Origin of the sequence: Xanthomonas prunicola, from assembly GCF_025266575.1 — a bacterium.
Taxonomy (GTDB): domain Bacteria; phylum Pseudomonadota; class Gammaproteobacteria; order Xanthomonadales; family Xanthomonadaceae; genus Xanthomonas; species Xanthomonas prunicola.
In genome coordinates this window covers 3841041-3866005 of record NZ_CP096142.1, presented here as the reverse complement: position 1 = coordinate 3866005, position 24965 = coordinate 3841041, and the positions used below count along the sequence as shown (strand labels likewise).

The window sequence follows — 24965 nt, the reverse complement described above, 5'->3', positions numbered from 1 at the left end:
AACACCCTCGTGAAGGGGTGGCGCCACTTTTACATTGGACAAGTTATCGCTGACTGCCCGGATAGGGCAGTGAAAGTTGCAGGCATCCATGCTCCGAAGATTCACTCAGAAACACGACCAATGCCTTGTTCATCACGGCACAGATCGTCAGCATTGCTTGAAAATTCGGCATTGAATGCGACATCGATTCCCGATAAAGCGCTAAAAACCCGGCTGACCGGCAGGCCAGAACCACTCGCCAATGCCTTTCGATGCACAAAAGCCCATTCAGGCACTGGTGCGTCAACCATTCGCCAATGCATCGAAGGCGCAAAGCAACGCATTGCCCGATTACGGTGCCTTCAAAAAACTGATCGAACGATCAACCCGGATACAGCGGAAAGCGCTTGTCCGGATGATTGGCTTTCCATTCTTTGTAAGAGCTGGTGCCTTCCCAGGCCTTAAACGCCTTCGGCGTACGGCCACGACCAGACCAGGTCTCGCCGGAATGCGGAATCCAGTATTTGGCAACGACTTCGCCAGTGGAGGACAACGGCCCTTTGGTCTTGCCGGTCATCGCCAGCGAGGCAATCTGGGATTTCTGTTTGGCATTGAAACGGTTGCCGAACTGGGTAAGCACCTCGATCACTTGGTCGAAGGCTTCCAGCGTCTGGGCGTATTTGAGCTGCGCTTCTTCCTGCTCAAGCTTGCGCAGCTCTTCCAGCAGTTGGGCCCGAGCGGCGGCGGAGGGTGAAGCGGGCGGATCCTGGCGCATTGGCAAAACATACGGTATGGGCGGGTCAGCGAGTATTGCCCCTAGGCCGCCCAGCGTAAAGCGCCCGGGCCCGTGCGGGCCTGCTGGCGCTCAGCGATGGCGCAGCAGCGCTTGCTCACGGGCCATGGTCAAGACCGGGCCGATCCGCCCGGCGCGGATCAGTTCGCTGCAGTGCTTGCCGACGAACTCCACTCGCGGCGCGCGAAACCACTGCACCACCCGCTCCAGCTCGCCGGCATTGATGGACCAAGCGTGGTAGACCGCCTCGCCCAGCTCTTCCACCCCAATCAGCCCGAGTTCGCGGATTTGCTCGGGATCGAGCGCGAACATATCCAACACCTTATTCGCATTGTCCGGCGTGACCTCGTCGACACTCGTCTGCTTGGCGAGCCCGGCGCTGTAGGCGATCAATGCCTTCCGCGCAGACTCGGCACGGCGCATCCCTTTTATCAGCGCGCCGACAAGTTGGGAATGCGTGGTCATGCCTGCACTATGCGGCGGCGCTAGAGCCGGCTCAATCGGGATCTCCCTGACGCTACGCAAGGAAATTCAGAACCTTGGGATGCTGGCAAGCCACGGGACACCGCCATGCCCTCACCGTTGTGCCGGTCTCCATCCAGCAGCAGTTGCGTCAGTCACCGAGCAAAAGAAGCGCTCGCCCTTCTGTGGTGAGACGCGCGTCTTCGCGTAATCGCGCTGGCCCGGCACGTGGAAGATCTTGTTGCCGTTGCTGGAAATATTGCCCTTGATCCTGCAATTGCCCGGCGCCGCCGGTACAGTTTCGCGTGCTGTTGCTGCGCGTGCCTTCTTGTCGCGGCGATAGTCTGCCGGCATCTGAAACGCGCCTTGCCAGATGTTGCGCCGCTGCTGCTGCGCGATGCGCTCGTCTGCACTGAATGCCGTGGCGTATTGACGATAAGCGACCGCCCAGCCGGATCGCACCATCCAGGCATTGACGGACTGCCCCTGCACGAAGCATTCGGCCACCGTGCGGCCATAACGATCGGTATCTTTCGGCTGGCAGCGCACCGTTTTGTCCAGCAGATAGCCGTCCAATGCCCCTGCAGCGCGGCGGCCGCACGGCCAGGCGCTGCCATCGTGTGCGGTGCACTGTTGCGCGCTCTCCGGCGCATCGATTCCCCACAGGCGGATGCGCTGTCGTGCAACGGTGATGGTGTCACCATCGGTCACCGCCGCACGACCGACCAGCTCCGTTGCATCGGCAGGTAAAGCAACAACCACCAGCACCGACAACACCCAACATTTCAACAACCTCAACAGCTACTTCCTTTCTGAATCAGCAGACCGCGCTCCGCGTGTCTTGCCTTGTTGCCACTGCAGCCGGTCGGCCTGGTCAAGCGTTCCATCGAACCTGACATCTGCGCCGGCAGCCACTGCCAGCGCGGGGGCCGGCACTGTAAGCCAATCCACCCGCGATGCCTATCTTTTTCGCCTCGCCCTTTGCGCATGCTTCAGGCGTCCTCCATGCGCAAAAACAGGCAAGCGACGCATTGGATGACGTGCATGCAGATGTGCGCCTCCTACAGCTGCGGATGGCGCGCGACGATTCGCTGGAAGGTATTTAGCCGAAGCAATGACCAGACTGGTGCCGGGCACAGACTTCTTCGGCATGCAGCTTCATTGGTCGCTGAGCAGAGACGCAGAATGTGCAGCGCACTGCGCTGCCAACAGCGAATGCGCGATGACAGGTGCCGATCCGCTACGACTTTTTTCAAACGCAATCGCGGAGCGGCCAATCACCTGATCGCCGGTTGCATGCAACAAAGAATGAGCTACTGAGGGAGTCGCTTGGCACTGGCGCTTGCCAGACATGGAGCGGGCGATGGGAATCGAACCCACGTCAGTAGCTTGGGAAGCTACAGCTCTACCATTGAGCTACGCCCGCATGGCGCCGACAGAGTTTATGCGGGTGCGGGTGTCTGGCGCAATGTGCGCAGAGAGGACGAGGGCCGGTTGCCCGGCCCTCGTGTCTTGCTTGCTAGCTGTGGCTTACCGCGCGCGTCAGAAGTTGCCGCTGAAGTTCACGAACAAGGTGGCATCACGTGCGCTGCGCTGGGCCGTGGTGGTGCTCAGGCCGACGTTGCTCTGCAAGCCCCACAGGCCGGTACGCGCACCCAACACCACGGTGGCGTAGTTGCGATCGAAGTTCTGGCCCGGAACGGTGTACATGCCCACTTCCGGCATCGACTGCAACCAGGCGCTGGCTTCGCCGCCCTCCTTGAACTCGTGGTCGTAGGTCGCCTGCAGGTACGGCTTGACCATGGCGCCGTCCAGACGCACCTGGAAGCCAACGCGGCCGACCAGCGAGTCGACGTCCTGGTTGGCATAGCCCAGCGCGGTGGAGGTGTCGTTGCTCTCGGTGTAGCCGTCGAGCTTGATCTTCTGCCAGGTCAGGCCGGCCACCGGGCCGTACTTGACGTTGCCTTCGCCCAGCGAATAGCCGGCGTTGACCGCGGCAGTGAGGTTGCTGCCGTCCGGCGAGCCGCTATGCACGCGGGTGGCTGGCCCAAGCTGCACTTCGCGGTCGACGTCGTAGCTCAACCAGCTGTAGCTGACCTGCGCGTTGACCCACACCGGGCCGGTGTACCAACCGAAGAAGCCGCCCAGCGTCGTGTCGTCCTGCTTGAAGCTGCCGTTGCGGTTGCCGAAGTCGGCGTCCATGCGACCGAAACCGGCAAAGCCACCGAACACCATGTCGCCAGCAGTCCAATCGACACCGAACAGGCCGGCCGGCGCCATGCCGTCGTACAGGTCGGCGTGGTCGTAACGCTGCATGTCGCCACGCACGCTCCCCCACCAACGCATGCCATCGGCGTCCGGCTTGCCGTCCAGATGCCAGGCCACCTGGTCGGCGCGCGCGCGGCCCACGGCCTGTGCGGAATGGGTCAGCACCTGCTGCAGACGCGGCGCTTCCAGCAGCGAGATGGCGTACTCGCCCAGGATCTGGTGCACGGCCGTGGTCGGGTGGATACCGTCAGCGAAGACATAGGTGTTCTGCGCATTGGCGGCGACCAGGCTGGTCGGATTACAGGCCGGCAGCGGCACGGCCGGGTTGCAGGCGGTGCTGGTGACATTGCTGAAACCGTAGGTGCCTGGGTTGGCGACGATTTCCTGCAGCATGTGGAAGGTGTCGACGGGAATCACGCGCAGGCCGGCCGACTGCAGGCCGTTGAACAAGGCGGTGTTGTAGGCGGTGGCCGCGGCGGTGCCCTGCGCCATTCCCACAGTGCCGCCAGCGCGGAAGCGCGGGGTGAGGCCGACGTCCGGAATGGTCGGCACCATGACGTAACGCGCGCCGGCGTTCTGCAGGGTGGCCACGGCACCGACCTGGGCGGTCACCGCGCTGCCGATGATGGCCTGCGCCTGTGCCGGAGCGAGGGACGCGGCGAGCAGGTCATTGGCGCCGCCCCACACGGTGTACAGCGCGTTGGGGTTGGCGCGGCCGCCGTTGGCGGTGAGGTAGGTGTTGATCTGGCTGGTCACCGACGGCGCAGCGCCGAGCGCGCTGACCGAGCTGGCCTGGATGCGCGCGCCGCCGGCAGCGTAGTTGTCGCCGGTCTGGCCATTGCCGTTGGGCGCGGCATTGGTACCGAAATGGTCGCCGACGTATTCGGCCCACACCCAACCCGGGTTGGTGGTGAACTTGCCGGTGACTGCGCGCGAGGCGGCCGGCAGCAGCGGATTGTAGTAGCCGCTGTCGGTGAGGCTGTCACCGAAGAACACGGTCTGGTCGAAGGCCGATTCGGCCATGGCCGGGGTGGCCGCGATAGCGATGGCCATGGCCATCAGGGAACGGATCGGGCGAAGTGTTGAAGCCATCGGAATGCCTATTTGAAGTGGGTGGGACCGGACCGGCATGCATACGTACGCTGGCGAATGGCACATGGTTTCACCCTCGCCGCCCGCGCTCACGCTGCACTGCCGCATAACGCAAAAACGCGCGCCGGAGCGGCACGCGATGCAACAATGATGCCATGAACATTCAACTCAACGGCACCCCGCGCTCGCTTCCCGACAACTTGCTGCTGGCCGCCCTGCTGGAGCAGGAGGGCTTAGCACAGCGCCGCGTCGCGGTAGAGGTCAATGGCGAAATCGTGCCGCGCGGACGGCATGCAGAACACCTGTTGCGCGAGGGCGACGTCGTGGAAATCGTGCAGGCGCTGGGCGGCGGTTGATGCGCCGCCCAGGCCGGCGCATCTGCGCCCGATCGGTGATAATTGCCGCATGACAAATCCCGCCCCCTCTGATGCGCTGGTTATCGCCGGCAAACGCTACCGTTCGCGCCTGCTCACTGGCACCGGCAAGTTCAAGGATCTGCACGAAACCCGCCTGGCCACCGAAGCCGCCGCGGCCGAAATCGTGACCGTTGCCATTCGCCGGGTGAACATCGGCCAGGACCCCCACGCGCCCAGCCTGCTCGATGTGCTGCCGCCGGATCGCTATACGCTGCTGCCCAACACTGCTGGGTGCTACACCGCTGAAGACGCGGTACGCACCTGTCGGTTGGCGCGCGAACTGCTGGACGGCCACAACCTCACCAAGCTGGAAGTGCTCGGCGACGAGAGGACGCTGTACCCGGATGTGGTGCAGACGCTCAAGGCCGCCGAACAACTGGTCGCCGATGGATTTGAGGTGATGGTCTACACCTCCGACGATCCGATTCTGGCCAAGCGCCTGGAAGAGATCGGCTGCGTGGCGGTAATGCCGCTGGCCGCGCCGATCGGCTCGGGGTTGGGCATCCAGAACAAGTACAACCTGCTGGAAATCATCGAAAACGCCAAAGTGCCGATCATTGTCGACGCTGGCGTGGGCACGGCATCGGACGCGGCGATCGCGATGGAGCTGGGCTGCGATGGAGTGCTGATGAACACCGCCATTGCAGGTGCGCGCGATCCGATCCTGATGGCCAGCGCGATGCGCAAGGCGATCGAGGCTGGGCGCGAGGCGTTTCTGGCCGGGAGGATTCCGCGCAAGCGCTATGCCTCGGCATCCAGCCCGGTGGATGGTGTGATTGGATGAGTGGATGTGCGCAGGCCGCCGCTGATCCGCTGTCTTCCATCCGTGGGCCAGTGGGTTGTGCGTTACGTGGTCTGCAACCTCGCGTGGCGACCGTCCTATCACCCCAAGCCCCGCTCCTCTCCCCGGCCCGGCCCGCGTCTCGGGGGCTCCTAAGGCACGCGCGCCCATGGCGCGCAAGCTGCGCCTCCTCACCATGGCGTGAGAGGGGATGTTTGTTATCCGATGTGACGGACTTTCATGACTGATCCTTTCACCAGTGACGGCGCCAAGATGCCGCCTAAGCCCTTCACCATCGAAGAGGGCCGCCGGCAGGTGCGCAGCTTCGTGCTGCGCCAGGGCCGCTTCACGCCGGCGCAGCAACGTGCATTCGATGAGCTGTGGCCGCGTTTTGGGCTGGATTACCTTGGTACGCCGCGCGATCTGGCTGCCACCTTCGGACGTGATGCGCACAAGGTGCTGGAGATCGGCTTCGGCAATGGCGCAGCGTTGCGTTTTGCCGCGCAGCAGGATCCACGCCGTGATTACATCGGCATCGAGGTGCATGCGCCCGGCGTGGGCCGTCTGCTCAACGCGCTGGATGAGGACGGCAGCACGCACGTGCGCCTGTACCACCACGATGCGGTGGAAGTACTCGAACACGAGATCGCCGACGGTGCGCTGGACGAAGTGCGCATCTATTTCCCGGATCCCTGGCACAAGAAGCGGCACAACAAGCGCCGCCTGATCCAGCCGGCGTTTGCGCAGTTGCTGGTGCGCAAGCTGCGCGACGGCGGCCGCCTGCATGCCGCTACCGACTGGGCCGATTACGCCGAACAGATGTGGGACGTGCTCGATGCCACACCCGGCCTGATCAACCGCGCCGGCCCGCGCGGCCATGTCGAACGCCCTGCCTGGCGCCCACAGACCCACTTCGAAACGCGCGGCCAGAAACTCGGCCACGGCGTGTGGGATCTGGTGTATGACCGGGATGCGGGAGTGGGAATTGGGGATTCGTAACAGCGATTGCCCGCATACTCGACGCCGCAGTCGCCTGACCAATCCCCACTCCCGAATCACGAATCCCGGCCACTCATGGACACCGCGCTGACGCTGACCAACGATATGAAGCTCGTCCTCGGGCTGGTCGGTTTCACGATGGCGATGTTCCTGTTCGAGCGCATCCGCGCCGATGTGGTGGCCTTGATCGTGCTGGTGGTGCTGGGCGTTACCGGGCTGGTGGCGCCGGAAGAATTGTTCGGCGGCTTTTCCGGTAACGCGGTGATGAGCATCATCGCCACCACCATCCTGGGCGCGGGGCTGGAGCGCACCGGCGCATTGAATCGCCTGGCGACCTGGTTGCTGCGGCGCTCGCACGGCAGCGAGCAGCGCCTGATGATGATGACGCTGGCCATCTCCGGTTTGAATTCGTCCTTCATGCAGAACCCATCGGTCATGGCGTTGTACCTGCCGGTGGCCTCACGGCTGGCGGCGCGTACCGGGCTCACCCTGCAGCGCATGTTGTTGCCCATCGCCGCGGCCATCGTGATGGGCGGCGCGCTCACCATGGTGGGCAATTCGCCGCTGATCCTGCTCAACGACCTGCTGGTGTCGGCCAACAACAACCTGCCCTCGGGCATGGCCAGCATCGAGCCGTTGACGATGTTCGCGCCATTGCCGATCGGCGTGGCCTTGCTGATCGCCGCACTGCTGTACTTCCGCTTCTACGGCGATCGCAAGCTGATCGAAGAGGAAAGCCTGATCAACGAAGGCGTCACGCCATCGCGTACCGAAAGCTATTTCGCCAAGACCTACGGCATCGACGGCGATGTGTTCGAGCTCACCGTGACCGCCGAGAGCCCGCTGGTCGGCATGACCCTGGGCGAAGCCGAAGCCTTGCACGATGCGCCGCTACTGCTTGCGCTCAAGACCGGCAACGACACCCGTCTGGCGCCGCCGGCCGATATGCGCATCTGGGTCGGCAGCGTGCTCGGTGCGATGGGGCCGCGCCAGGAGGTGGCCGATTTTGCGCAAAACCAGTTCCTGCGCATGTCCTCGCGGCTGCGCAATCTGGGCGACTTGTTCAACCCCAGCCTGGCCGGTATTTCCGAAGCATTGATTCCGCCGAACTCGCGGTTGATCGGCAAGAGCGCCGGCGAATTGCGCCTGCGCAAACAGGCCGGCATCAGCCTGCTGGCGATCAACCGCGACAAGCAGGTGATCCGCGAAGACGTGCGCAGCGTGCCGTTGCGCGCCGGCGACATGCTGGTCTTCCACAGCATCTGGCAGGACCTGGCGCAGGCGGCGGAAAGCCGCGATTTCGTGCCGGTGACCGACTTTCCCAAGGGCGAGCAGCGCCCGCACAAGTTTAAGATCGCGATGGCGATCTTCGCCTTCACCATCCTGATCGCGCTGACCTCGCGTCTGCCGGTGGCACTGACGCTGATGACCGGTGTGGCCTGCATGCTGGTCAGCGGCGTGTTGCGCATGGACGAGGCCTACGCATCGATCAACTGGAAAACCATCTTCATGATGGCCGGGTTGATCCCGTTGGGCTGGGCGATGGACAGCAGCGGCACTGCGGCCTGGGTGGCGGGCCATACCATCGACCGCCTGCCCGAAGGCATTCCGGTATGGGCGCTGGAAATCAGCCTGGCGCTGCTGACCACCGCGTTTTCGCTGGTGATCAGCCATGTCGGCGCCACCATCGTGATGGTGCCGATTGCGGTCAACCTGGCGCTGGCAGCAAACGGCAATCCCACCGCATTCGCGCTGATCGTGGCGCTGTCGGCGTCCAACAATCTGATGACCGCGTCCAACCCGGTGATCTCGATGGTGGCCGGCCCGGCCAACTACCAACCGCGCGAACTGTGGCGCGTGGGCGCGCCGTTGTCGCTGATCTACATCGTGGTGATGGTGTCGATGATCAACCTGATGTTCTGGTGGGCCGCGCGCTGACGCAGCATTGCGCTCTAGAGCGGCGCAACACGCAGAGCGAGCAGCAGTTTTCCTAGCTCCGCTCAGGCGTTACCCCATGAGCACCTGTTCGTCCTCAACCCGTACCGGCACCGCAAACAGCGATTGACCGCGGCACGGGCCGCTGACGCATTCGCCACCGCTCAATTCGAATGCCGCGCCGTGCGCGGCGCAGACCAATTGCCCTTCCTTGGTCTTGAGGAACTGCCCCGGCGCCCAGTCCAACCGACGCCCAGCATGCGGGCAGATGTTCAACCAGGCACGGACCTGCGTGCCTTGGCGATACAGCACCAGCGATTCGGCACCGCTGTCCAATAGCGCTTCGACTTCCAAAAACCCTGCATCGGGAATCTGCGTCAACGCGGCAAGCGTGGTGGGCGATGGCGAGGACATGCAGGGGACCGGGCAACGATGGCCCTGGATTGTGGCATGCGCACCTGGGCAGCACTGCAGGCCTAGGCCGGCAGCTGCCGGCTGAGAGGCAACAACAGCAGCCCAGACGACCGGCCACAATTGCCGCACGAGCGCCTTCCATCCATTCCATGTGATCGTTTTGGCAAATCGCAGCAACAATTAACGAACTTTTCACTCAATGACACGAAACCGCAACGATACTGCGCGCTCGTTTCCTGCCCGGCAGCCCACCGCCATGCCCGCTCGCATCTTCCAATTCGGCAACCTCCACCACCTGTTTGCGCCGCGCAAGCCGCGTCACCCGTTGGTGCGCGTTGCCGCCGGCTTGGCTGGTCTGGTCATCCTTGCGGTGCTGATCTTCTTCAGCGTGTTCGTTGGCGCGGCAATGATCCTGGGCGGCATCGCCTGGAAGTTGTTGAGCAAGTCGAACCGCCGGACGTCGCAGCAGACGCGCGTGGTCGACGCCGAGTACCACGTGGTACGCAAGCCCGCGTTGCCGTTGTCGCACTGACACCTCGCTGGCGGTATCGCTGCGCCGCAAGCTGGTCTGCGCAGCGGGTGTCCGGATGGCGCATGCCCGTGTCGAAGAAGATTCCTTCCAGCGAGCCACGTCTGACGTGCTGCGCGTTCGCAGTCCCGCGTTGCTGGGCATGCGGTGCGCTGATGGCCGTGCGCGCAAGCGCTTGTTCCATCGATCAGCAGTGCACGACACGGTTCAACACTTCTCATCGCCACCGCATCGGGCGTGATCGAACGCCAGCAGCGTGTCGCTCTGCTGTTTCGGATTCGTCGGCGTCTCGCTGTATGCGCCACCACTGAAGCGCCAATAATGTGGCTGCCGGCCGCTTCGCAAGCTCTGCCATCGCAGCCGTGTCATGCACTGGGCGCATGCGCAACGGTTCCGTCGTACACAAGCAAACCGCTAGACTCATGCGCCTGTGTTCTTGAGGATGCGCGCATGACCCATGATGTGATTCCCGCCGCCGATGTTCCGCGCATTCCCGTGGTGGGCGGTGGCAGTTTTCCGGTGCACCGCATCTACTGCGTGGGGCGCAACTTTGCCGACCATGCGCGCGAGATGGGCGCCACCGCACCAGCCACCAAGGCCGAACGCGGTCAGCCGACCTTTTTCATGAAGCCTGCCGATGCGATCGTGGTTGGCCATGGCGACCGGATTCCCTACCCGCCCGGCACCAAGGACCTGCACCACGAAGTGGAGCTGGTGGTGGCGCTGGGCAGCGATGCGCCGGCCGGCGAGTTGCCGGTGGAACAGGCCGAGCGCCTGATCTACGGTTACGGCGTGGGGCTGGATCTGACCCGTCGTGATCTGCAGGCCGCTGCCAAGGCCAAGGGTCTGCCGTGGGATATCGCCAAAGGCTTTGATCACTCCGCACCGATCAGCGAGCTTGTGCATGCCGGCGAAGTCGGCGCGCTGGAGGCCTTGAATCTGTCGCTGGAAGTCAATGGGCAGGTGCGTCAACAGTCGTTGCTGGATCAGATGATCTGGAACGTGCCGGAGATCCTGCACGAGCTGTCCAAACTCTATGCACTGCGCGCAGGCGATCTGATTTTCATGGGAACGCCGGCCGGCGTCGGTCCATTGCTGCCGGGCGACCAGTTCAGTGCGCGCCTGGAAAACGTCGCCGAGCGTCACGGCATCATCGCGGGCTGACATCGGCCCGGCTACGATCGGGCTGCGGCAGTGGGTCCGCGACCGCAGTTGGAGTGCACTATGGGAATGGTCAGCGAGTTCAAACAATTCGCGATGCGCGGCAATGTCATCGACCTGGCCGTCGGTGTCGTCATCGGTGCGGCGTTCGGCAAGATCGTCACTGCGCTGGTGGAAAAAATCATCATGCCGCCGATCGGCTGGGCCATCGGCAATGTGGATTTCTCGCGTCTGGCGTGGGTGCTCAAGCCGGCCGGCGTCGATGCCACGGGCAAGGAAATTCCGGCGGTTGCCATCGGCTATGGCGATTTCATCAACACGGTCGTGCAGTTCGTGATCATCGCCTTCGCGATCTTTCTGGTGGTCAAGTTGATCAACCGCGTCACCAATCGCAAGCCGGACGCGCCGAAGGGCCCGAGCGAAGAAGTGCTGTTGCTGCGCGAGATTCGCGACGCGCTCAAGAACGACACGCTCAAGCCGCCTGCCGCGCTGTAAGCGGACACAACCAACTGGAGCATCCTGTCGCGCAACCTCGCGCAGAAGGATGACCTTTCGCACGCAGACGGGGGACTTCGCGCTGATAAGCTCGGGGTTCCCTTGTCGTTGGAGCCGCCCTGCATGCGTCGCCTCGCTGTTGCCATCTCTGCCCTACTCGCCTGCTCGTCCGCGCTCGCTGCACCGACCAGCATCCCCGACAGCGCATTGCGCACCGCGGCGCAGTTGCGCGAGCAAGCGCTGGCCGATAACACCGGCTTTGCGGTGGTCCAATCGTTGACCACCGAAGTGGGCCCGCGCATTGCCGGTGGCGAAGCAGATCCGCGTGCGGTGGCCTGGGCCAAGGCGAAATTCACTTCGTTGGGATTCGACAAGGTGTGGACCGAGCCGGTGACCTTTCCGAAATGGGAGCGTCGCAGCGAACGTGCTGCCGTGCTCGGTGCGCATGCGCAACCACTGACCATCACCGCACTGGGCGGCAGCCCCGGCGGCACCGTCGAAGGCGAGGTGGTGCGTTTCGAGAATCTGGCTGCGCTGCAGGCTGCGCCGGCTGGCGCGCTGGCCGGCAAGATCGCGTTCGTCGACTACCAGATGGTCAAGGCGCGCGACGGCAGGGATTACGGCAATGGCGGCGCGGTGCGCAGCAAGGGGCCGTCGGAAGCAATACGCAAGGGCGCAATTGGATTTGTCATGCGCTCGGCCGGCACCGACTCGCACCGCGTGCCGCATACCGGGATCACCCGTTTCGACGAGGGGCTGACGCCGGTGCCCGCCGCAGCGCTGTCAGTGCCCGATGCCAACCAACTGGCACGACTCACCGCCCTGGGCAGCACGCGCGTGCGTCTGGCGCTGGATTGCGGCTGGGACGGCACGGCCACCTCGTATAACGTGATTGGTGAAATCACCGGGCGCAGCAAGCCCAAGCAAGTGGTGGTGATCGGTGGACATCTGGATTCATGGGATCTGGGCACCGGCGCGATCGACGACGGCGCCGGCGTGGCGATCACCATGGCCGCTGGCCACCTGATCGGCCAACTCAAGCAGGCCCCCAAGCGCACCATCCGCGTGGTGGCCTTCGCCAACGAGGAGCAAGGTCTGTACGGCGGCAAGGCGTATGCCGCCGCGCACGGCAAGGATGCCAACGACATGGCACTGCATCAGATCGGTGCGGAAAGCGACTTCGGCGCCGGGCGCATCTACGCGTTCAACACCGGCGCGGCCGCACCGGACGACTCGCGTGCAGCAACCAAGCAGATTGCCGAGGTGCTTGCACCACTGGGTATCGCGTATGAACCCAGCAAGGGCGGCCCCGGTCCAGATGTCGGACCGATTTCCGCCAAGGGTGGCGCCTGGGCGTGGCTGGCGCAGGATGGCACCGACTACTTCGACCTGCACCACACCGCCGACGACACGCTGGACAAGATCGACCCGAAGGCGCTCGCGCAGAACGTGGCCGCCTACACTGTGTTCGCGTATCTCGCCGCAGAAGCCGATGGTGATTTCGGCAGCCGCGCGAAGAGCATGCAACCGCCGAGCGAGTAAGCGGCAGTAAAGACGTGTCGCGTGAGTCGGGTGCTGGATGCAGGCAGTGCCTTACCGATCTTCAAGCGCCAGTACATGCAAGAATCGCAGTAGACCTTGCGTGCTGATTGGCTAGATTGCCTAGATTGACTTGTTCGTCTGGCATGTGGCACTTGCTTTCAAGCCACTGCCACTCGCCACACGTCACGCCAGGTGGGCACGAATCACGCACTCGGCAGCGGCGCGTTCACGTTGTGCGCGGTGGTGAGGCATGGCCGTCGCTGGCACTGCGTCACGTGATCGATCGGTTGCTGTTGGTCCTCGCCTCAAACCTCGAATCTGTCGCGTGCATTCGCTTCTACCCCAGGATGAGCACACACAATGGTGGCCAAGCGGCAACGCAGTGCGAACAATGCGGCGACGTTGCTGGATGTTGCCAAACACGCCGGCGTCTCGCCGATGACCGCTTCGCGCGTGATCAACCGCCACCCGCATGTGGGCGAAGCGATGCGCGCGCGCGTGGAAGCGTCGGTGCAGGCATTGGGCTACCGGCCCAATCTCGCCGGCCGCTCGTTACGTACCAGTAGTTTGCTGCGTATCGGCGTGTTGTACAGCAACCCAAGTGCGGCGTATCTCAATCAATTCATGCTCGGCTTGCTCGAGCAGAGCAGCCTCACCGGCAGTCAGGTCATGGTGGAAAAGTGCAGAGCCATCCGCAGCCAGCGTGCCGCCACCGAGCGCCTGCTCGCTGCCGGCGTCGATGGCGTGATCCTGCCGCCGCCGTTATGCGATTCGCGCCAGACCATCGCCGAACTCGATGCGCGTGGCATCCCCGTGGTGGCGGTGGCCGGCGGCGCACCGATGGTGCAAATCAGCTCGGTGCGGATCGACGACTACCAGGCCGCGCGCGCCATCGTCGACCACCTGATCGAACTCGGACATCGTCGCATCGCATTGATCAAGGGCGACCCCAAACACACCCCGAGCGCACTGCGCGCCAACGGCTATCTCGACAGCTTGCAGGCTGCCGGCTTACCGGTAGCAGATGAATTGATCGCCGAGGGTTTGTTCACCTATCGCTCCGGACTGCTCGCCACCCGCAGCCTGTTGGCGCAGCCGCAACCAGCAACTGCGATCTTCTGTAGCAACGACGACATGGCGGCCGCAGCGGTCGCGGTCGCACATGGATTGGGCTTGCGCGTGCCCGAAGATGTCTCCATCGCCGGCTTCGACGATACGCCGGTGGCCACCACCATCTGGCCCGAACTCACCACCGTGCATCAACCCGTCACCGCGATGGGCCGCGCCGCCGTCTCGCTGTTGGCCGATGCGATCCGTCAACGCCGTAAGGGCGGCACCGCACCTAGCGTGCATCAGGTGATGAAGTACACGCTGGTCAAGCGTGGCTCAACGGCCGGGCCGCCGAAGGCATAGCGCAACGGGGCGCAGTTGCGACACGAGCGATTCGCTATTGGCGCACGACATCGACCTGTGCAACGCCGAGAAGGCCCGTCAACGGAACCACCGCCTTGCGTTGCTTGGGGTCAGCGGTCAAGCCCTGGCTGCGCAGCGCATCCAGCAGGCACTCGGCTAGTGGCATCACCATGTGGCGCCCCCAACAGCGCTCGGACGCATGCCCGAACGGCAGATAGCCGGGGTGATTGTCCGGATCGAGGTGATTCCAACGTTCTGGCCAAAACGCCTCCGGCGCCTCCCACAGCGCTGGATCGCGATGACTCAGCAATGGCAGCACCAGCACATCGTCGTGGCTGCCAATGCGGCCATCGAGCGGCGGATATTCCGGCGATGCGTTACGCAGGATGTTCCATGATGGCGGCAGCAACCGCAGCGATTCGTAGACGAGATGACGGCTGGGCACCGCCGGGTCGAAGGGCGATCCCAGCCATAGCGCATTGGCCACCAGTGTCGAAATGGTGAAGCACACCGGCGCTGCCGTGCGTCGGTACAGACCCATCGCGTAGCGGCGCTCGTCGTAGCTGCCGGCTGCTGCGGTCAACGTGGCAAGGGCCGAGGCGTTGTGCTGCAGCTTGAACGGCAGTGCGGCACCGGCAGCGATGACAGCCCAGGTCAACTTCGGCGTCAGCTCCAGAATGCGATCCATCAACAGACGCAATCGCAGCGGGTCGCCAGACAACAACAGCTCACGTAGGTACACATGACCCACGTGCGGCCATGGCCCGGATAAATCCAGTTGCGCCGATACAGGACGCTTCAACGCTTCGCGAACATCGCGCCCGATCGCCTGCATCAGTTTGGAAGCATCGGTGCGTGGGATTGAACGCCCATGCAGCGGCTTGAAGGTGGGCCGCTCCACTTCGGTCGCCGCGCGCGCGGCGAGCAATCGGTGCGCCAACATCGGGCCTGCCACGCCCACGGTATCTGCATCAAGCCGGAACACCTCCTTGCCGACGTACTCACCCAACAGCGCCTGCAAGCGCGGTGCGAATACCGTCGCCCTAGCAAACGCGTCGGCGCTGGATGCAGCCATGCATTGCTCCTACCCGGTAATGCCCGCGTCCGGCGAATGCAACGCCTCGCGCGGGCAAGGTGCTCCCAACATCACATCACCACGAAGGCCGCAATCACGTGGCGCAGCCGCCAATGGCACTACCGAAACGCTTTTCGAATAGTTCTTAGTACCAGATATACCAGGCGTAGGATTTGAGACTCTTTCGGGAGGCCAGCATGTGCTTGATCGAAAAAAGTATCTTCATGAGCGACATCCTGCTGCAAGGAGGGATTGCCCTTTCGGGGGATTTTTACAGATCAACGATCAACGGCTACTTGGATGCGAGCCGAAATGGTTGCGCTCGCTTGTCAGACCCTACGCCACGCCGACAAACCATACAACGGCAGAAACTTGCGCGTGCGCACAGATCCATCGACGGCCCAACGCACATCGGCTCCGCATCGTTTTAGGACGAAAAATTTCGCGAGCGCATCTGCGAAAACGGCGGTCGAACGACACCACTCCGTCTACAGCAGGTCGAGCAGGACACGCACGGCAATGCAACTGCCGGCATGAGCGCGCAGACACCGGCGCCATCACGCAAAAAAACACCGCATCGCTTCCCGACGATGCGGCCGAATGGGAGGGTGTTCGACGTCACCGCCGAACGTACTGCAGCGCCGTATCAAACGACGACGGGAAGAATGTGCAACGACCGCTTGGAGAGGCACGACAGAACAGCAGATGCAACATGGCGCGGAGGAGGCTGCGCCGTGTCGCACATCGATGCATTGCATCAGCGCATCACATCAGAAACGCAAACGCAGGCCAGCGTAGTAACGGCGCTCGAAGATGTTCTGATCGAAGTAGTGATTGGTCCACTGCGCGTAACGGCGTTCGCTTTCGCCGGTCAGGTTGGTGGCCTGGGCGTACACGGTCAGGTGATCGTTGACGTCATAGCTCAACGAAGCATCCAGATAGCCGACGTCATCGTTCCAAATCGCCAGCGCATCGCCCCATGCGGAGCTGTTGACCTGACTGAAGCGCTTGCTGCGCCAGTTATAGGCCACGCGCGCCTGCAGTTTGTCCTTCTGATACCACAGCACCGCGTTGGCCTGATGCTTGGAGTTGTCGCCGATCGGCAGCGTATTGCCATCGATATCGGCGTTGTCGGTATCGGCATCGGAGAAGGTGTAGTTGATGTTGGTGCCGAAGCCGCTCAACCAGCCCGGGAGGAAATCGAAGGCCTGCTGGTAGCCGATTTCGAAACCTTTGATCTTGCCGCCACCGCCATTGACGATGCGCTCGACCGGGCCGCCCGCGCGCACGACGCCGTCAGCATCGGGCAACGGCTCGATGTTGGTGACGGTCGTCGGGAACGACTTCACGTCGATCAGGAACGCACCGACGCTGATCAAAGAGGCATCGGCGAAATACCATTCCCACGAGGCGTTGTAGTTGGTAGCGCGATACGGGTCCAGATCCGGATTGCCCGAACGGCCGTTGAGGAACAACACCGCATCCGATGGCAGCGACGGGTTGCGCGGCGGCGTGCCGTTGACCGCATAGAAGCTCACCAGACCACGGCCCAGATCGGGCAGATCCTGACGCGCAACCGCTTTGTTATAGGCAAAGCGCAGCTTCTGCGCGTCGGTGATGTCCAGCGACAGATTGGCGCTGGGCAGCACATCGGTGTACTGGCGATTGAGGCGGTTGGTACCGATTGCCGGGCTGACGCCATTCCATTCGACATTGCCGATGTAGACGTTGCCGCTGCTCAAGTACTGGTCGATCGCTAGCTTGGTCTGCACGATGCGTGCACCGATGTTGGCCGTCCACGGCACGCGCGTGCCGGTGCCGCCTTCCAGGTTAGCCATGAAATAGGCCGAGCTGGTTTTTTCGGTGACTTGGTAGGAATCGGCCGCCTGCTGATATGCCACGTTGCCCGGATACAGGCCATTGAGATAGGCGACCGGGTCTTTCATTGCCTGCGGGTTGATCGCAGGCAGGCCCTGACTACCGAGGCCAGTGACTTTGAGCGGGTCGAAATCGTTGAAATACGCCCAATAGCCGGGAATTGAATTGAACGGCAGCAAGCGCGCTTCGGACACACCGCTGCAGGTATCCACGATCAGCGGATCTTTGTAGTAGTACAGCGAACGGTTCGGCTCGGCGCAGCTGGACGACACCGGCGACAGATAACGATAGGTATCCAGCTTGAAATCGCGCTCGCCATAGCGCACGCCGAACTGGAAGCCACGCACCACGCCCTCGTCGAACTCGAAGGTGCCGTCGGCACGGAACGCGTCCATCTTGGCCTCGATCTTGTTGCCCTGCGCCCAGGTGGACATCAACTGCCAGTTGTCTGGATTGGACACATCGGTGTCGAAGTTGACCGCCGGATAGGTGCCGCGGAAATCCACCGACGCATCCACAGTGGGCAGACCATTGACGTTAGCCCACTGGGTCACGCCGCCGGCACGCGGGATCTGGTCGCCGCGCGTCACCGCCGCATCGGCACGCGCCTCGTCGTAAGTGCGCTGCGCATCGCCATGCACCCAACGGAACCAAGCGCGGAACGGGCCACCATCGTCGTAGCGCAATTCCAGATTGGTATTGAGCGCATCCGAATCGGCCACCCCTGCCATCGAATGCGCCTGAAAGCGGTTGTAACGAAATTTGCCGTACTCCAGCACGCCGTTGGAATCGACCACCGATCCCGGCTGCAACTGATTGGTCGCCCAACCGGTGTGTAGCTGCGCGGCGACCGAGGTGTCGTGGTCTTCGAGCTTGGTGTAAGCCGCGTCTGCTAAAACCGTCCAGGCATCGTTGATGTTGAACTGGAACGAGCCGTTGACGCCGGTGCGCTGGCGATCGGTGCTGCGGTTATCCAGTTCGGTGGCGACCCAATTGTAGAAATAGTCGCGCGGCAGGTTACTCGGGTCGGTGTTGCTACCGATGCGTCCATCGCCGTTGAAATCGAAACCGACGTTCTGTTCGGTGGATTTCTGCGCGCCGTTGGAATACACGCTGGGGTGCTTGTTTTCCAGCGTGGCATCCGAATACGACACTGCCAGCAACGCGCCCCAACGCGCGGTGCGGAAGCTGGCCAACCCCGAATACAATTCGTTGGCTTTCTGCACGCGATCGCCGTACGACCCTTCGGCCTGACCGCTGAAGGTCCACCCTTCCGGTAAATCGAACGGGCGCCGCGTCTTCAACGAGACGGTGCCGCTGATGCCGCCATCCAGATCGGCGGCAGTAGGCGACTTGATGACGTCCACGCCACTGAACAACGTCGGCGGAATGTCCACGAAATCCGGCTGCGCGCGGCCAATGTTCGGCTGACCATATTGATCGCCGCCGCCGGCACTCAGATACAACTCACCATTCATCGTGGTCTGCACCTGCGGCATGCCGCGGATATTGAGCTGCGAACCCTCGCCGGCCGAGCGCCGGATCTGCACACCAGGCACGCGCTGCAGAGAATCGGTGATGGTGACGTCGGGCAATTTGCCGATGTCTTCGGCAGAGATCGAATCGATGATCTGCGCTGCGCTGCGTTTGTTTTCGATGGCCTCGGCCTGCGCACCGCGTACGCCCTTGACCATCACCTTGTCCAGCTCGGTGACGCCTGGAGTGGTGGCAGTGTCCTGTGCGCTCGCGCCGCCGGCGAGCAGCGTGAGCGCAGCCGCGAGTGCGGTAGCCAACGGGGTATGGCGGGTGTTCGAAGACAGCTTGTTCATGGTCCCCTCCCAGGGATGACAAATCCGCGACCGTTTCGACTGGCATTACCGGCACGGCAATGCGGTATTGGCTGACGCACCAGGCGGTGCGTCAGTGCGAGCACCGTGCACGGCACGGCGCGGCAACAAGCAGGCGTTGCTACGGAGGCCCGTTGGCGACGCCTGTCGATGGTTCGGCATTCCAGCCACGCAATTGCAGCGTGGCGTTGCGCAAGGTGGCGGCGGACGGGCCGCGAATTTCCACCACGCGCTCCTCCCCTGGCACCAGGCTCAGATAGTTGTCGCTGTAGTAGGTGGGCAGGATGCGTTGGCCTTGCGCGTCCACCAAGGTCAGCTTGGTGTTGAGGGCCACCTGCTGCGACGGGTTGCGCACCGTCGCGCGCAGCACCGCCTCATCGCCCTCCTGCAGTTGCGTGATCAACTGCAGCGGCACCGTCACGAGTGCGTCCAGCCCACGCATCGCCGCTGCATCGCGCGCCACCCAATAGAAGTTGCGCGAACGCACTACCGCGTCACGATCGAGCAACTGCAGCCGCACAAAGCCAAGCCCCTTGGTGTCCTTCAGCAACGGGGCCAGTTGCAGCACCGGCGCCGACACTGCCACTGCTGCGGCATCCAGCGCCTGTTCGCGCTGTTGCAACAGCTTGCCGTCGTTGGCATACACCTCCGCACGCACGCGCAGCCCGTGCACCGGCGCGGCGGCGTTATTGATCACGACCACCTCGTGCCCCGGCAGATTCATCTGCACATGCAGCGTCTCGGCTGCATTACGCACGCCGTAATACGCGGCGTGGGTGTCGTAATCGTGGCTGTAGATCTGCCACATGTTGCTAGGCCACGCCGGGTGGCTCATCCACAGCAGGCGCCCGCTGTTCTTGCTCCACAGCTGCGCGTTGAAGCCCTCGAAGATGGCGCGATGGGTTTCGTAATTGAGCAGCTGCGCCTTGCGCTCGAAATCGTCCAGGCTGGTCGGTGCGCCCAGCTTGTCGCTGAGTGTGCGCATGAAACTGTTGGTATCGCCGTTACCGGACTGGTGCCAGTCGTGATACGCCCAGGCGTCACTGATCGGCCATTGATCGCCAACCGCCGGCACCGAGGCCTTGAACGACTCCAGCGTGGAGAACGACGGCGTGCCTACTTCCACCGAGAAACCCTGCGCCAGTATGTTGAAGTACGCCACCGGCTCGCGGTAGTTGTACGGCCCACTGCCTTGCAGATTGATCTCGTTGGAACTGCCGGTGTACCAGCGTGTGCCGTCGAGTTCGGCGATCAGCTTGTCTAGGCCCTCGTTGAGAATGGGTGCTGGCACGCCTTCGTTGCGGCCGAACCACAACACGATGGACGGATGATTGCGGAAGCGCTTGATCACTTCGGCCGCGTTGTCCAGGAACAGCGCAGCGTCGGCCGGCTCCATGTTGTAGTTCTGCGTGGACTGCCAGAAATCGTTGAGCACCAACATGCCGTATTCGTCGGCCAGCTCGAAGAAGCTGGCTTCGGTGTTCTGTCCAACCCAGTTGCGCACCACATTGAAGTGCGCGTGGCGTTGCAGGCGGAAGTAGGGCTCCAGCCGCTCGCGCGAAACGCGCTTGCGCCAATCGTCCATGCCCCAGTTGCCGCCCTTCACCGCAATGCGTACGCCATTGATGCGGAGAACCAGATGCGGGGCCAGCGTGGAATCGTCCAGCTGTTGCACTGCCGGCGAGGTCAGCGCACCGGGATACAGCGATTGCGCATTGCCACCGGGTACCGGCCGGATCGCTGCATGGCGTACGTCGACGATGCGTTCGCCACGCTGGCGTGCCTGATTGAGATCGACGAGCACGCGGCGCAGTGCGCCATCGTCGTCGAACAGCGACAATTCGTAGGTCACCTCGCGAATGCCGAAGCGCAGCTGCTGCGCATCCGAACACGCGCCTGCCACATCGACACCGACCTGCAGCGTGTACAGCGCAGGCTCCCCATAGCCATTGGGCCACCACAGCCGCGGATTGGTGATCCGAAGTTGCGGCGTGTCGACCGCTGTGAACTTCAGCGTACTGCCACCGGCAGCCACCGTGACCTGGCGCTGGATAGTCACATCCCCGAAGGACAGCTGCACGCTGCCCTGCACTGCGGCGGACGTGTCGTTGCGCAGCGGCACAGTGATTTCGAGCTCGGCAGTTTTATGATCCGTTGCCAGCTGCGCGGTCAGTACCTGGGTGTCACCGAGTGCGAGCGGGCCACTGGCATGCAGTTGCACGTCTTGCCACAGACCGGCGTTGCGGTCGCGTACGGCGGGAATCCAATCCCAACCCTCGCTGGCGATGAAGGTCGGCCCATCCAGGGCCTGCATGCCGCCATTTTCGCCAACGCCTGCAGTCATCGATTGTTCGTGCGCAATGCCGGGATGCGGCGGCGGCGACACCCGCACCGCAATCGTGTTACGACCAGGCTTGAGCTGTTTGCTGACATCGAAACGACCGCGCGCGAACGCACCGCGCGTGCGCCCGACTTCCACGCCGTTGACCCAGATCTCGCCGGCATAGTTGATGCCATTGAACAGCAGTTCCAATCGCTTGCCTTGCGCGGCGGCAGGAACATCGAAACTGCTGCGGTACCACCAATCCTGCCGGCTCAACGATTCGGGAATGGACATATTGTTGAGGCCGATATCCGGATCCGGATACACCCCACGATCGACCAACGTCGTGAGCACTGTGCCTGGCACGGTAGCCTCGCGCCATGTGGCCTTGCCGGCGGCATAATCGCTGCGCGACAGCGTGGCGCCGGTGGCCTGACCGAGCCCCGGTGCCGCAGCCAGTTGCCATGCACCCACACGCCAGGATGTGGCGTCCAGCGCTTGCAGCGCAGGCGCCTCCGGCACCGGTTTGGCAATCGGCGTAGCGAACGCTGCGGTACTGCGCGGCAGCGTTGCAGCAGGCTGCGGCTCGAGCTGGCCGGCCATCTGTTTGACTTGTAAGCGCCAGCCTGGCGATGCATCTTCGAAGCGATGCAGTTCCGGATCTGGCGCCCTTGCGGCCAGCCGAGCAATGGCATCCGCATCCAGCGCGCCAGCCTGCGCAGTAAAGCCTGCAATGTCGCCGCCGAAGTGTTGCGTGTAGGTCGCTGGATGCTGGCGTGGGCCGAACACCAACGTCGGCGCAACGGCTGTCTGCTGCACACGACCGCTTGCAACCTTGCGGCCGTTGGCATACAGCGTCAGACGTTCGCCCTGTGCCACTGCGGCCACTTGCGTCCAGGTCTGCGCGCGCAAGGCTTGTGTACTGCGCAGCACGTTGTCGGTGCCCTGCGCAAAGCCGAGTTTGCCGCCATCAATCGTGAAGTAGCGGCCGGCGCCCTGCGGATCGCCGACGCCAGCAATCAATGCGGGGCCCATGGTCGAACGTGATGGGCGTACCCATCCGGAGACGCTCCAGTCCGCATTTGCAGACAAGAACGGCGTCTCGGCGGCGAGCTTCTTGGTCAACGCAACGCCGCCCGCAAGCACACGCACGTCGTATGGACCGGGCGGGGCATTGGCAGGCGCAGCCTCCACTGCAGTCCAGCCCATGCAAACGCACAACAACCACAGCGCTCCACAGCGGAACGCCCTGCGAACCATCAGCATTAGAGGCCTCTCCCAAGCTCTACTGCTACACAACGGTGCACATCGCGTCGATGCAATCGGCAAACCGTCTTGCAGACGTTTTGCGTGCTGACCTCCGTGATGCCGCCCGTGGCTGCCGCCCCTGTTTCAGCGGCCATGGTGCGAGGTAACGTTATCCCAGCTGGATATCGACAACAACCTTTCTACGTGAGGGTGGGTAATCCCAGGAGGAGGGAATCATGCGAAACCTGATCCAGTCCGCATTACCTGCGGCATGCGCGTTGCTGTGTTTGATCGCTGCACCCGCTGCAGCGCAGGACTTGCGCGTGCAATCACCCGATGCACGCACACAAGTAGAATTCACCCTCCGCGCAGGCGGTGTGCCCAGCTATCGCGTGCTGTATCGCAACACACTCGTGCTCGACCACGCACCACTGGGACTGGATCTTGGCCGGGGTAACAAGCTCGGCCATGACATGACGCTACAAAGCAGTACGACCGAACTGCACGACAGCCGCTTTACCTTGACGGTTGGAAAGACACGACAGGTACGCGACCACTATCGAGAACTGCGCGTGCAGCTGACCGATGCGAAACAGCGCAAGCTCGGCATCGAATTACGTGCGTATGACGATGGCGTCGCGCTGCGTTACGTGCTTCCGGATGCAGGGCAGGTTCGCATTCGCGACGAACTCACCGGCTTCGCATTCCCGCACGATTACCGCTGCTGGACCTTGAATCTTGGTCGCTTCGGAACCAGTCACGAGGGCGAATACGATGCGATCGCCGCATCCAAATTGCGTGCTCATCATCTGCTCGAGTTACCGCTGGTGTGCCAGACCGATGCCAATGGCACCACGCTTGCGCTCGGCGAGGCGAATCTGCGCGATTACGCCGGGCTTTATCTCAGCGGTCGTTCGGATGGCAGGCTGGGCGTAGCGGCAAAACTGTCGCCGCGCCTGGACGACCCCACAGTGGCGGTCAGCATCGATGCCAAGGGTCGCGATTTTGCCACGCCATGGCGAGTGATCATGCTGGCCGACAGCCCGGCACGCCTGATCGAATCCAACCTGATTTCCGCACTCAATCCGCCGCCCGCCTTCGATGCGAGTTGGGTGCGCGCGGGTAAATCGGCGTGGGATTGGTGGTCGGGCAGTCTGGCCAGCGGTGTGGAGAACCCGGGCATGAATACCACCACCATCCAGCGCTACATCGATCATGCGCAGCAGTTGAAGTTGCAATACATGCTGATCGACGACGGCTGGTATTACGGCAGCACCGGCGATGGCCAGTACAACGCCGATGCGGATATTCGCCGGCCTGTCGCGCAGCTCGATCTGCCTGGCTTGGTGAACTACGCACGCAAGCGCGATGTCGGGCTGTGGCTGTGGGCGCACTGGCGCGCGCTCGATGCGCACATGGACGAAGCGCTCACCTGGTACCAGCAACTCGGCATCAAGGGCATCAAGGTCGATTTCATGGACCGTGACGATCAGCAGATGGTGGACTTCTATCACCGTCTGCTGAGCAAGGCCGCCGAGCACAAGTTGCTGGTAGATCTGCACGGTGCGTATCACCCGACCGGGCTGACCCGCACCTATCCGAACTACCTCACCCAAGAAGGCGTGCTCGGCGCCGAGTACAACAAGTGGAGCGCGCGCATCACCGCTACCCACAATCTCACCCTGCCGTTTACGCGCATGCTGCTCGGGCCGATGGATTACACGCCCGGTGGCTTCCGCAATGTCCGCCCGTCCGACTTCAAACCACAGCACTTCGGGCCGCAGGTGATGACCACGCGCGCGCAGCAGCTGGCGATGTACGTCGTCTACGAGAGTCCGTTCGCGGTGGTTGCCGACAGTCCCGAGCAATACGAAAACGTGCCTGCCGCGCAGTTCCTGCGCGACGTGCCTGCAAGCTGGGACGAGACGCGTGCATTGGATGGCGCCATCGGTGAACACATTGCGCTGGCGCGGCGTAGCGGCAAGGACTGGTATGTGGGTGTGATGACCAACGAGCAGGCGCGCACGATGGAGGTACCGTTGTCGTTTCTAGGCAATGGTCACTGGACGGCCACCATCTACGCCGATGGCCAGACACCAACGGAGGTGCGCATCGACACCCGCACAGTCACCCGCAACGACACCTTGCAGCTGAACTTGACGGCCAATGGCGGCGCGGCCATCAGACTGCAAAAGAAGTAAGCGCCGACGCGCTGCGCTGACGTGGCCAGACGCAACTTGCGCAATCGCTTTGCCGGACGCGCGGGTTTGCATGCGATTCGATTCGGTGTCAAACGTGCGCACCGCAGCGGTGCG

Annotated in this window: 20 protein-coding genes and 1 tRNA gene; 10 read left to right on the top strand and 11 right to left on the bottom strand. The window is 63.0% G+C overall.

Annotated elements, in window-relative coordinates; genetic code table 11:
- Window positions 1-101: 101 nt before the first annotated feature.
- From M0D43_RS16580 to M0D43_RS16555, 6 genes are all read right to left on the bottom strand, one after another.
- Window positions 102-290 (bottom strand): hypothetical protein, encoded by a 189-nt coding sequence (locus tag M0D43_RS16580; RefSeq protein ID WP_133125613.1) that lies wholly within the window; start codon window positions 288-290, stop codon window positions 102-104.
- Between the two features lie 71 nt (window positions 291-361).
- Window positions 362-754 (bottom strand): H-NS histone family protein, encoded by a 393-nt coding sequence (locus tag M0D43_RS16575; RefSeq protein ID WP_101361880.1) that lies wholly within the window; start codon window positions 752-754, stop codon window positions 362-364.
- Window positions 755-844: 90 nt separating this feature from the next.
- Window positions 845-1237 carry a hypothetical protein gene (locus tag M0D43_RS16570; RefSeq protein ID WP_252162262.1) on the bottom strand — a complete coding sequence of 131 codons (393 nt, stop codon included), beginning with the start codon at window positions 1235-1237 and terminating at the stop codon, window positions 845-847.
- A 111-nt stretch (window positions 1238-1348) separates the two neighbouring features.
- Window positions 1349-2035 carry a thermonuclease family protein gene (locus tag M0D43_RS16565; RefSeq protein WP_484637059.1) on the bottom strand — a complete coding sequence of 229 codons (687 nt, stop codon included), beginning with the start codon at window positions 2033-2035 and terminating at the stop codon, window positions 1349-1351.
- A 551-nt stretch (window positions 2036-2586) separates the two neighbouring features.
- Window positions 2587-2660: transfer RNA gene (locus tag M0D43_RS16560), tRNA-Gly, on the bottom strand.
- 116 nt (window positions 2661-2776) lie between these two features.
- Window positions 2777-4561: an autotransporter outer membrane beta-barrel domain-containing protein gene (locus M0D43_RS16555; RefSeq protein WP_252165096.1), complete on the bottom strand. Its 1785-nt coding sequence runs from the start codon at window positions 4559-4561 to the stop codon at window positions 2777-2779.
- Window positions 4562-4749: 188 nt separating this feature from the next.
- Here M0D43_RS16555 and thiS point away from each other — a divergent pair, with 188 nt between their 5' ends.
- From thiS to M0D43_RS16535, 4 genes are all read left to right on the top strand, one after another.
- A complete protein-coding gene (gene thiS, locus M0D43_RS16550) occupies window positions 4750-4950 on the top strand; it encodes a sulfur carrier protein ThiS (RefSeq protein ID WP_101361902.1) in 201 nt (66 codons plus the stop codon).
- 49 nt (window positions 4951-4999) lie between these two features.
- Complete coding sequence (locus M0D43_RS16545; RefSeq protein WP_252162261.1) at window positions 5000-5794, top strand: thiazole synthase; 795 nt, start codon at window positions 5000-5002, stop codon at window positions 5792-5794.
- A gap of 237 nt (window positions 5795-6031) precedes the next feature.
- Window positions 6032-6790 (top strand): tRNA (guanosine(46)-N7)-methyltransferase TrmB, encoded by a 759-nt coding sequence (gene trmB, locus M0D43_RS16540; RefSeq protein WP_260807376.1) that lies wholly within the window; start codon window positions 6032-6034, stop codon window positions 6788-6790.
- Between the two features lie 75 nt (window positions 6791-6865).
- A complete protein-coding gene (locus M0D43_RS16535; RefSeq protein ID WP_101361905.1) occupies window positions 6866-8728 on the top strand; it encodes an SLC13 family permease in 1863 nt (620 codons plus the stop codon).
- Between the two features lie 69 nt (window positions 8729-8797).
- On the opposite strand, the gene M0D43_RS16530 is transcribed toward M0D43_RS16535, so the two are convergent.
- The gene (locus tag M0D43_RS16530) at window positions 8798-9139 is read right to left on the bottom strand and encodes a Rieske (2Fe-2S) protein (RefSeq protein WP_252162259.1); all 342 of its coding nucleotides are present in this window, start codon (window positions 9137-9139) and stop codon (window positions 8798-8800) included.
- A 256-nt stretch (window positions 9140-9395) separates the two neighbouring features.
- Here M0D43_RS16530 and M0D43_RS16525 point away from each other — a divergent pair, with 256 nt between their 5' ends.
- From M0D43_RS16525 to M0D43_RS16505, 5 genes are all read left to right on the top strand, one after another.
- The gene (locus M0D43_RS16525; RefSeq protein WP_101361907.1) at window positions 9396-9671 is read left to right on the top strand and encodes a hypothetical protein; all 276 of its coding nucleotides are present in this window, start codon (window positions 9396-9398) and stop codon (window positions 9669-9671) included.
- Window positions 9672-10118: 447 nt separating this feature from the next.
- On the top strand, window positions 10119-10832 hold the full coding sequence (locus M0D43_RS16520; protein ID WP_252162258.1) for a fumarylacetoacetate hydrolase family protein: 714 nt from the start codon (window positions 10119-10121) through the stop codon (window positions 10830-10832).
- A 60-nt stretch (window positions 10833-10892) separates the two neighbouring features.
- A complete protein-coding gene (mscL, locus tag M0D43_RS16515; RefSeq protein WP_252162257.1) occupies window positions 10893-11324 on the top strand; it encodes a large-conductance mechanosensitive channel protein MscL in 432 nt (143 codons plus the stop codon).
- Window positions 11325-11447: 123 nt separating this feature from the next.
- Window positions 11448-12866, top strand: a complete 1419-nt coding sequence (locus M0D43_RS16510; protein ID WP_252162256.1) for a M20/M25/M40 family metallo-hydrolase — start codon at window positions 11448-11450, stop codon at window positions 12864-12866.
- Window positions 12867-13226: 360 nt separating this feature from the next.
- A complete protein-coding gene (locus tag M0D43_RS16505) occupies window positions 13227-14279 on the top strand; it encodes a LacI family DNA-binding transcriptional regulator (RefSeq protein ID WP_252162255.1) in 1053 nt (350 codons plus the stop codon).
- A 34-nt stretch (window positions 14280-14313) separates the two neighbouring features.
- Here M0D43_RS16505 and M0D43_RS16500 read toward each other — a convergent pair whose 3' ends face one another.
- The 4 genes from M0D43_RS16500 to M0D43_RS16485 form a co-directional block, all read right to left on the bottom strand.
- Window positions 14314-15354 (bottom strand): cytochrome P450, encoded by a 1041-nt coding sequence (locus M0D43_RS16500; protein WP_252162254.1) that lies wholly within the window; start codon window positions 15352-15354, stop codon window positions 14314-14316.
- A 145-nt stretch (window positions 15355-15499) separates the two neighbouring features.
- Window positions 15500-15589, bottom strand: a complete 90-nt coding sequence (locus tag M0D43_RS16495) for a tryptorubin family RiPP precursor (protein WP_017155454.1) — start codon at window positions 15587-15589, stop codon at window positions 15500-15502.
- Window positions 15590-16124: 535 nt separating this feature from the next.
- Window positions 16125-19061, bottom strand: a complete 2937-nt coding sequence (locus M0D43_RS16490) for a TonB-dependent receptor (protein WP_252162253.1) — start codon at window positions 19059-19061, stop codon at window positions 16125-16127.
- 139 nt (window positions 19062-19200) lie between these two features.
- Complete coding sequence (locus M0D43_RS16485) at window positions 19201-22668, bottom strand: glycosyl hydrolase 2 galactose-binding domain-containing protein (RefSeq protein ID WP_252162252.1); 3468 nt, start codon at window positions 22666-22668, stop codon at window positions 19201-19203.
- Window positions 22669-22886: 218 nt separating this feature from the next.
- Between M0D43_RS16485 and M0D43_RS16480 the strand changes: the two genes are divergently transcribed.
- Window positions 22887-24851: a glycoside hydrolase family 97 protein gene (locus M0D43_RS16480; protein ID WP_252162251.1), complete on the top strand. Its 1965-nt coding sequence runs from the start codon at window positions 22887-22889 to the stop codon at window positions 24849-24851.
- Window positions 24852-24965 lie beyond the last annotated feature (114 nt).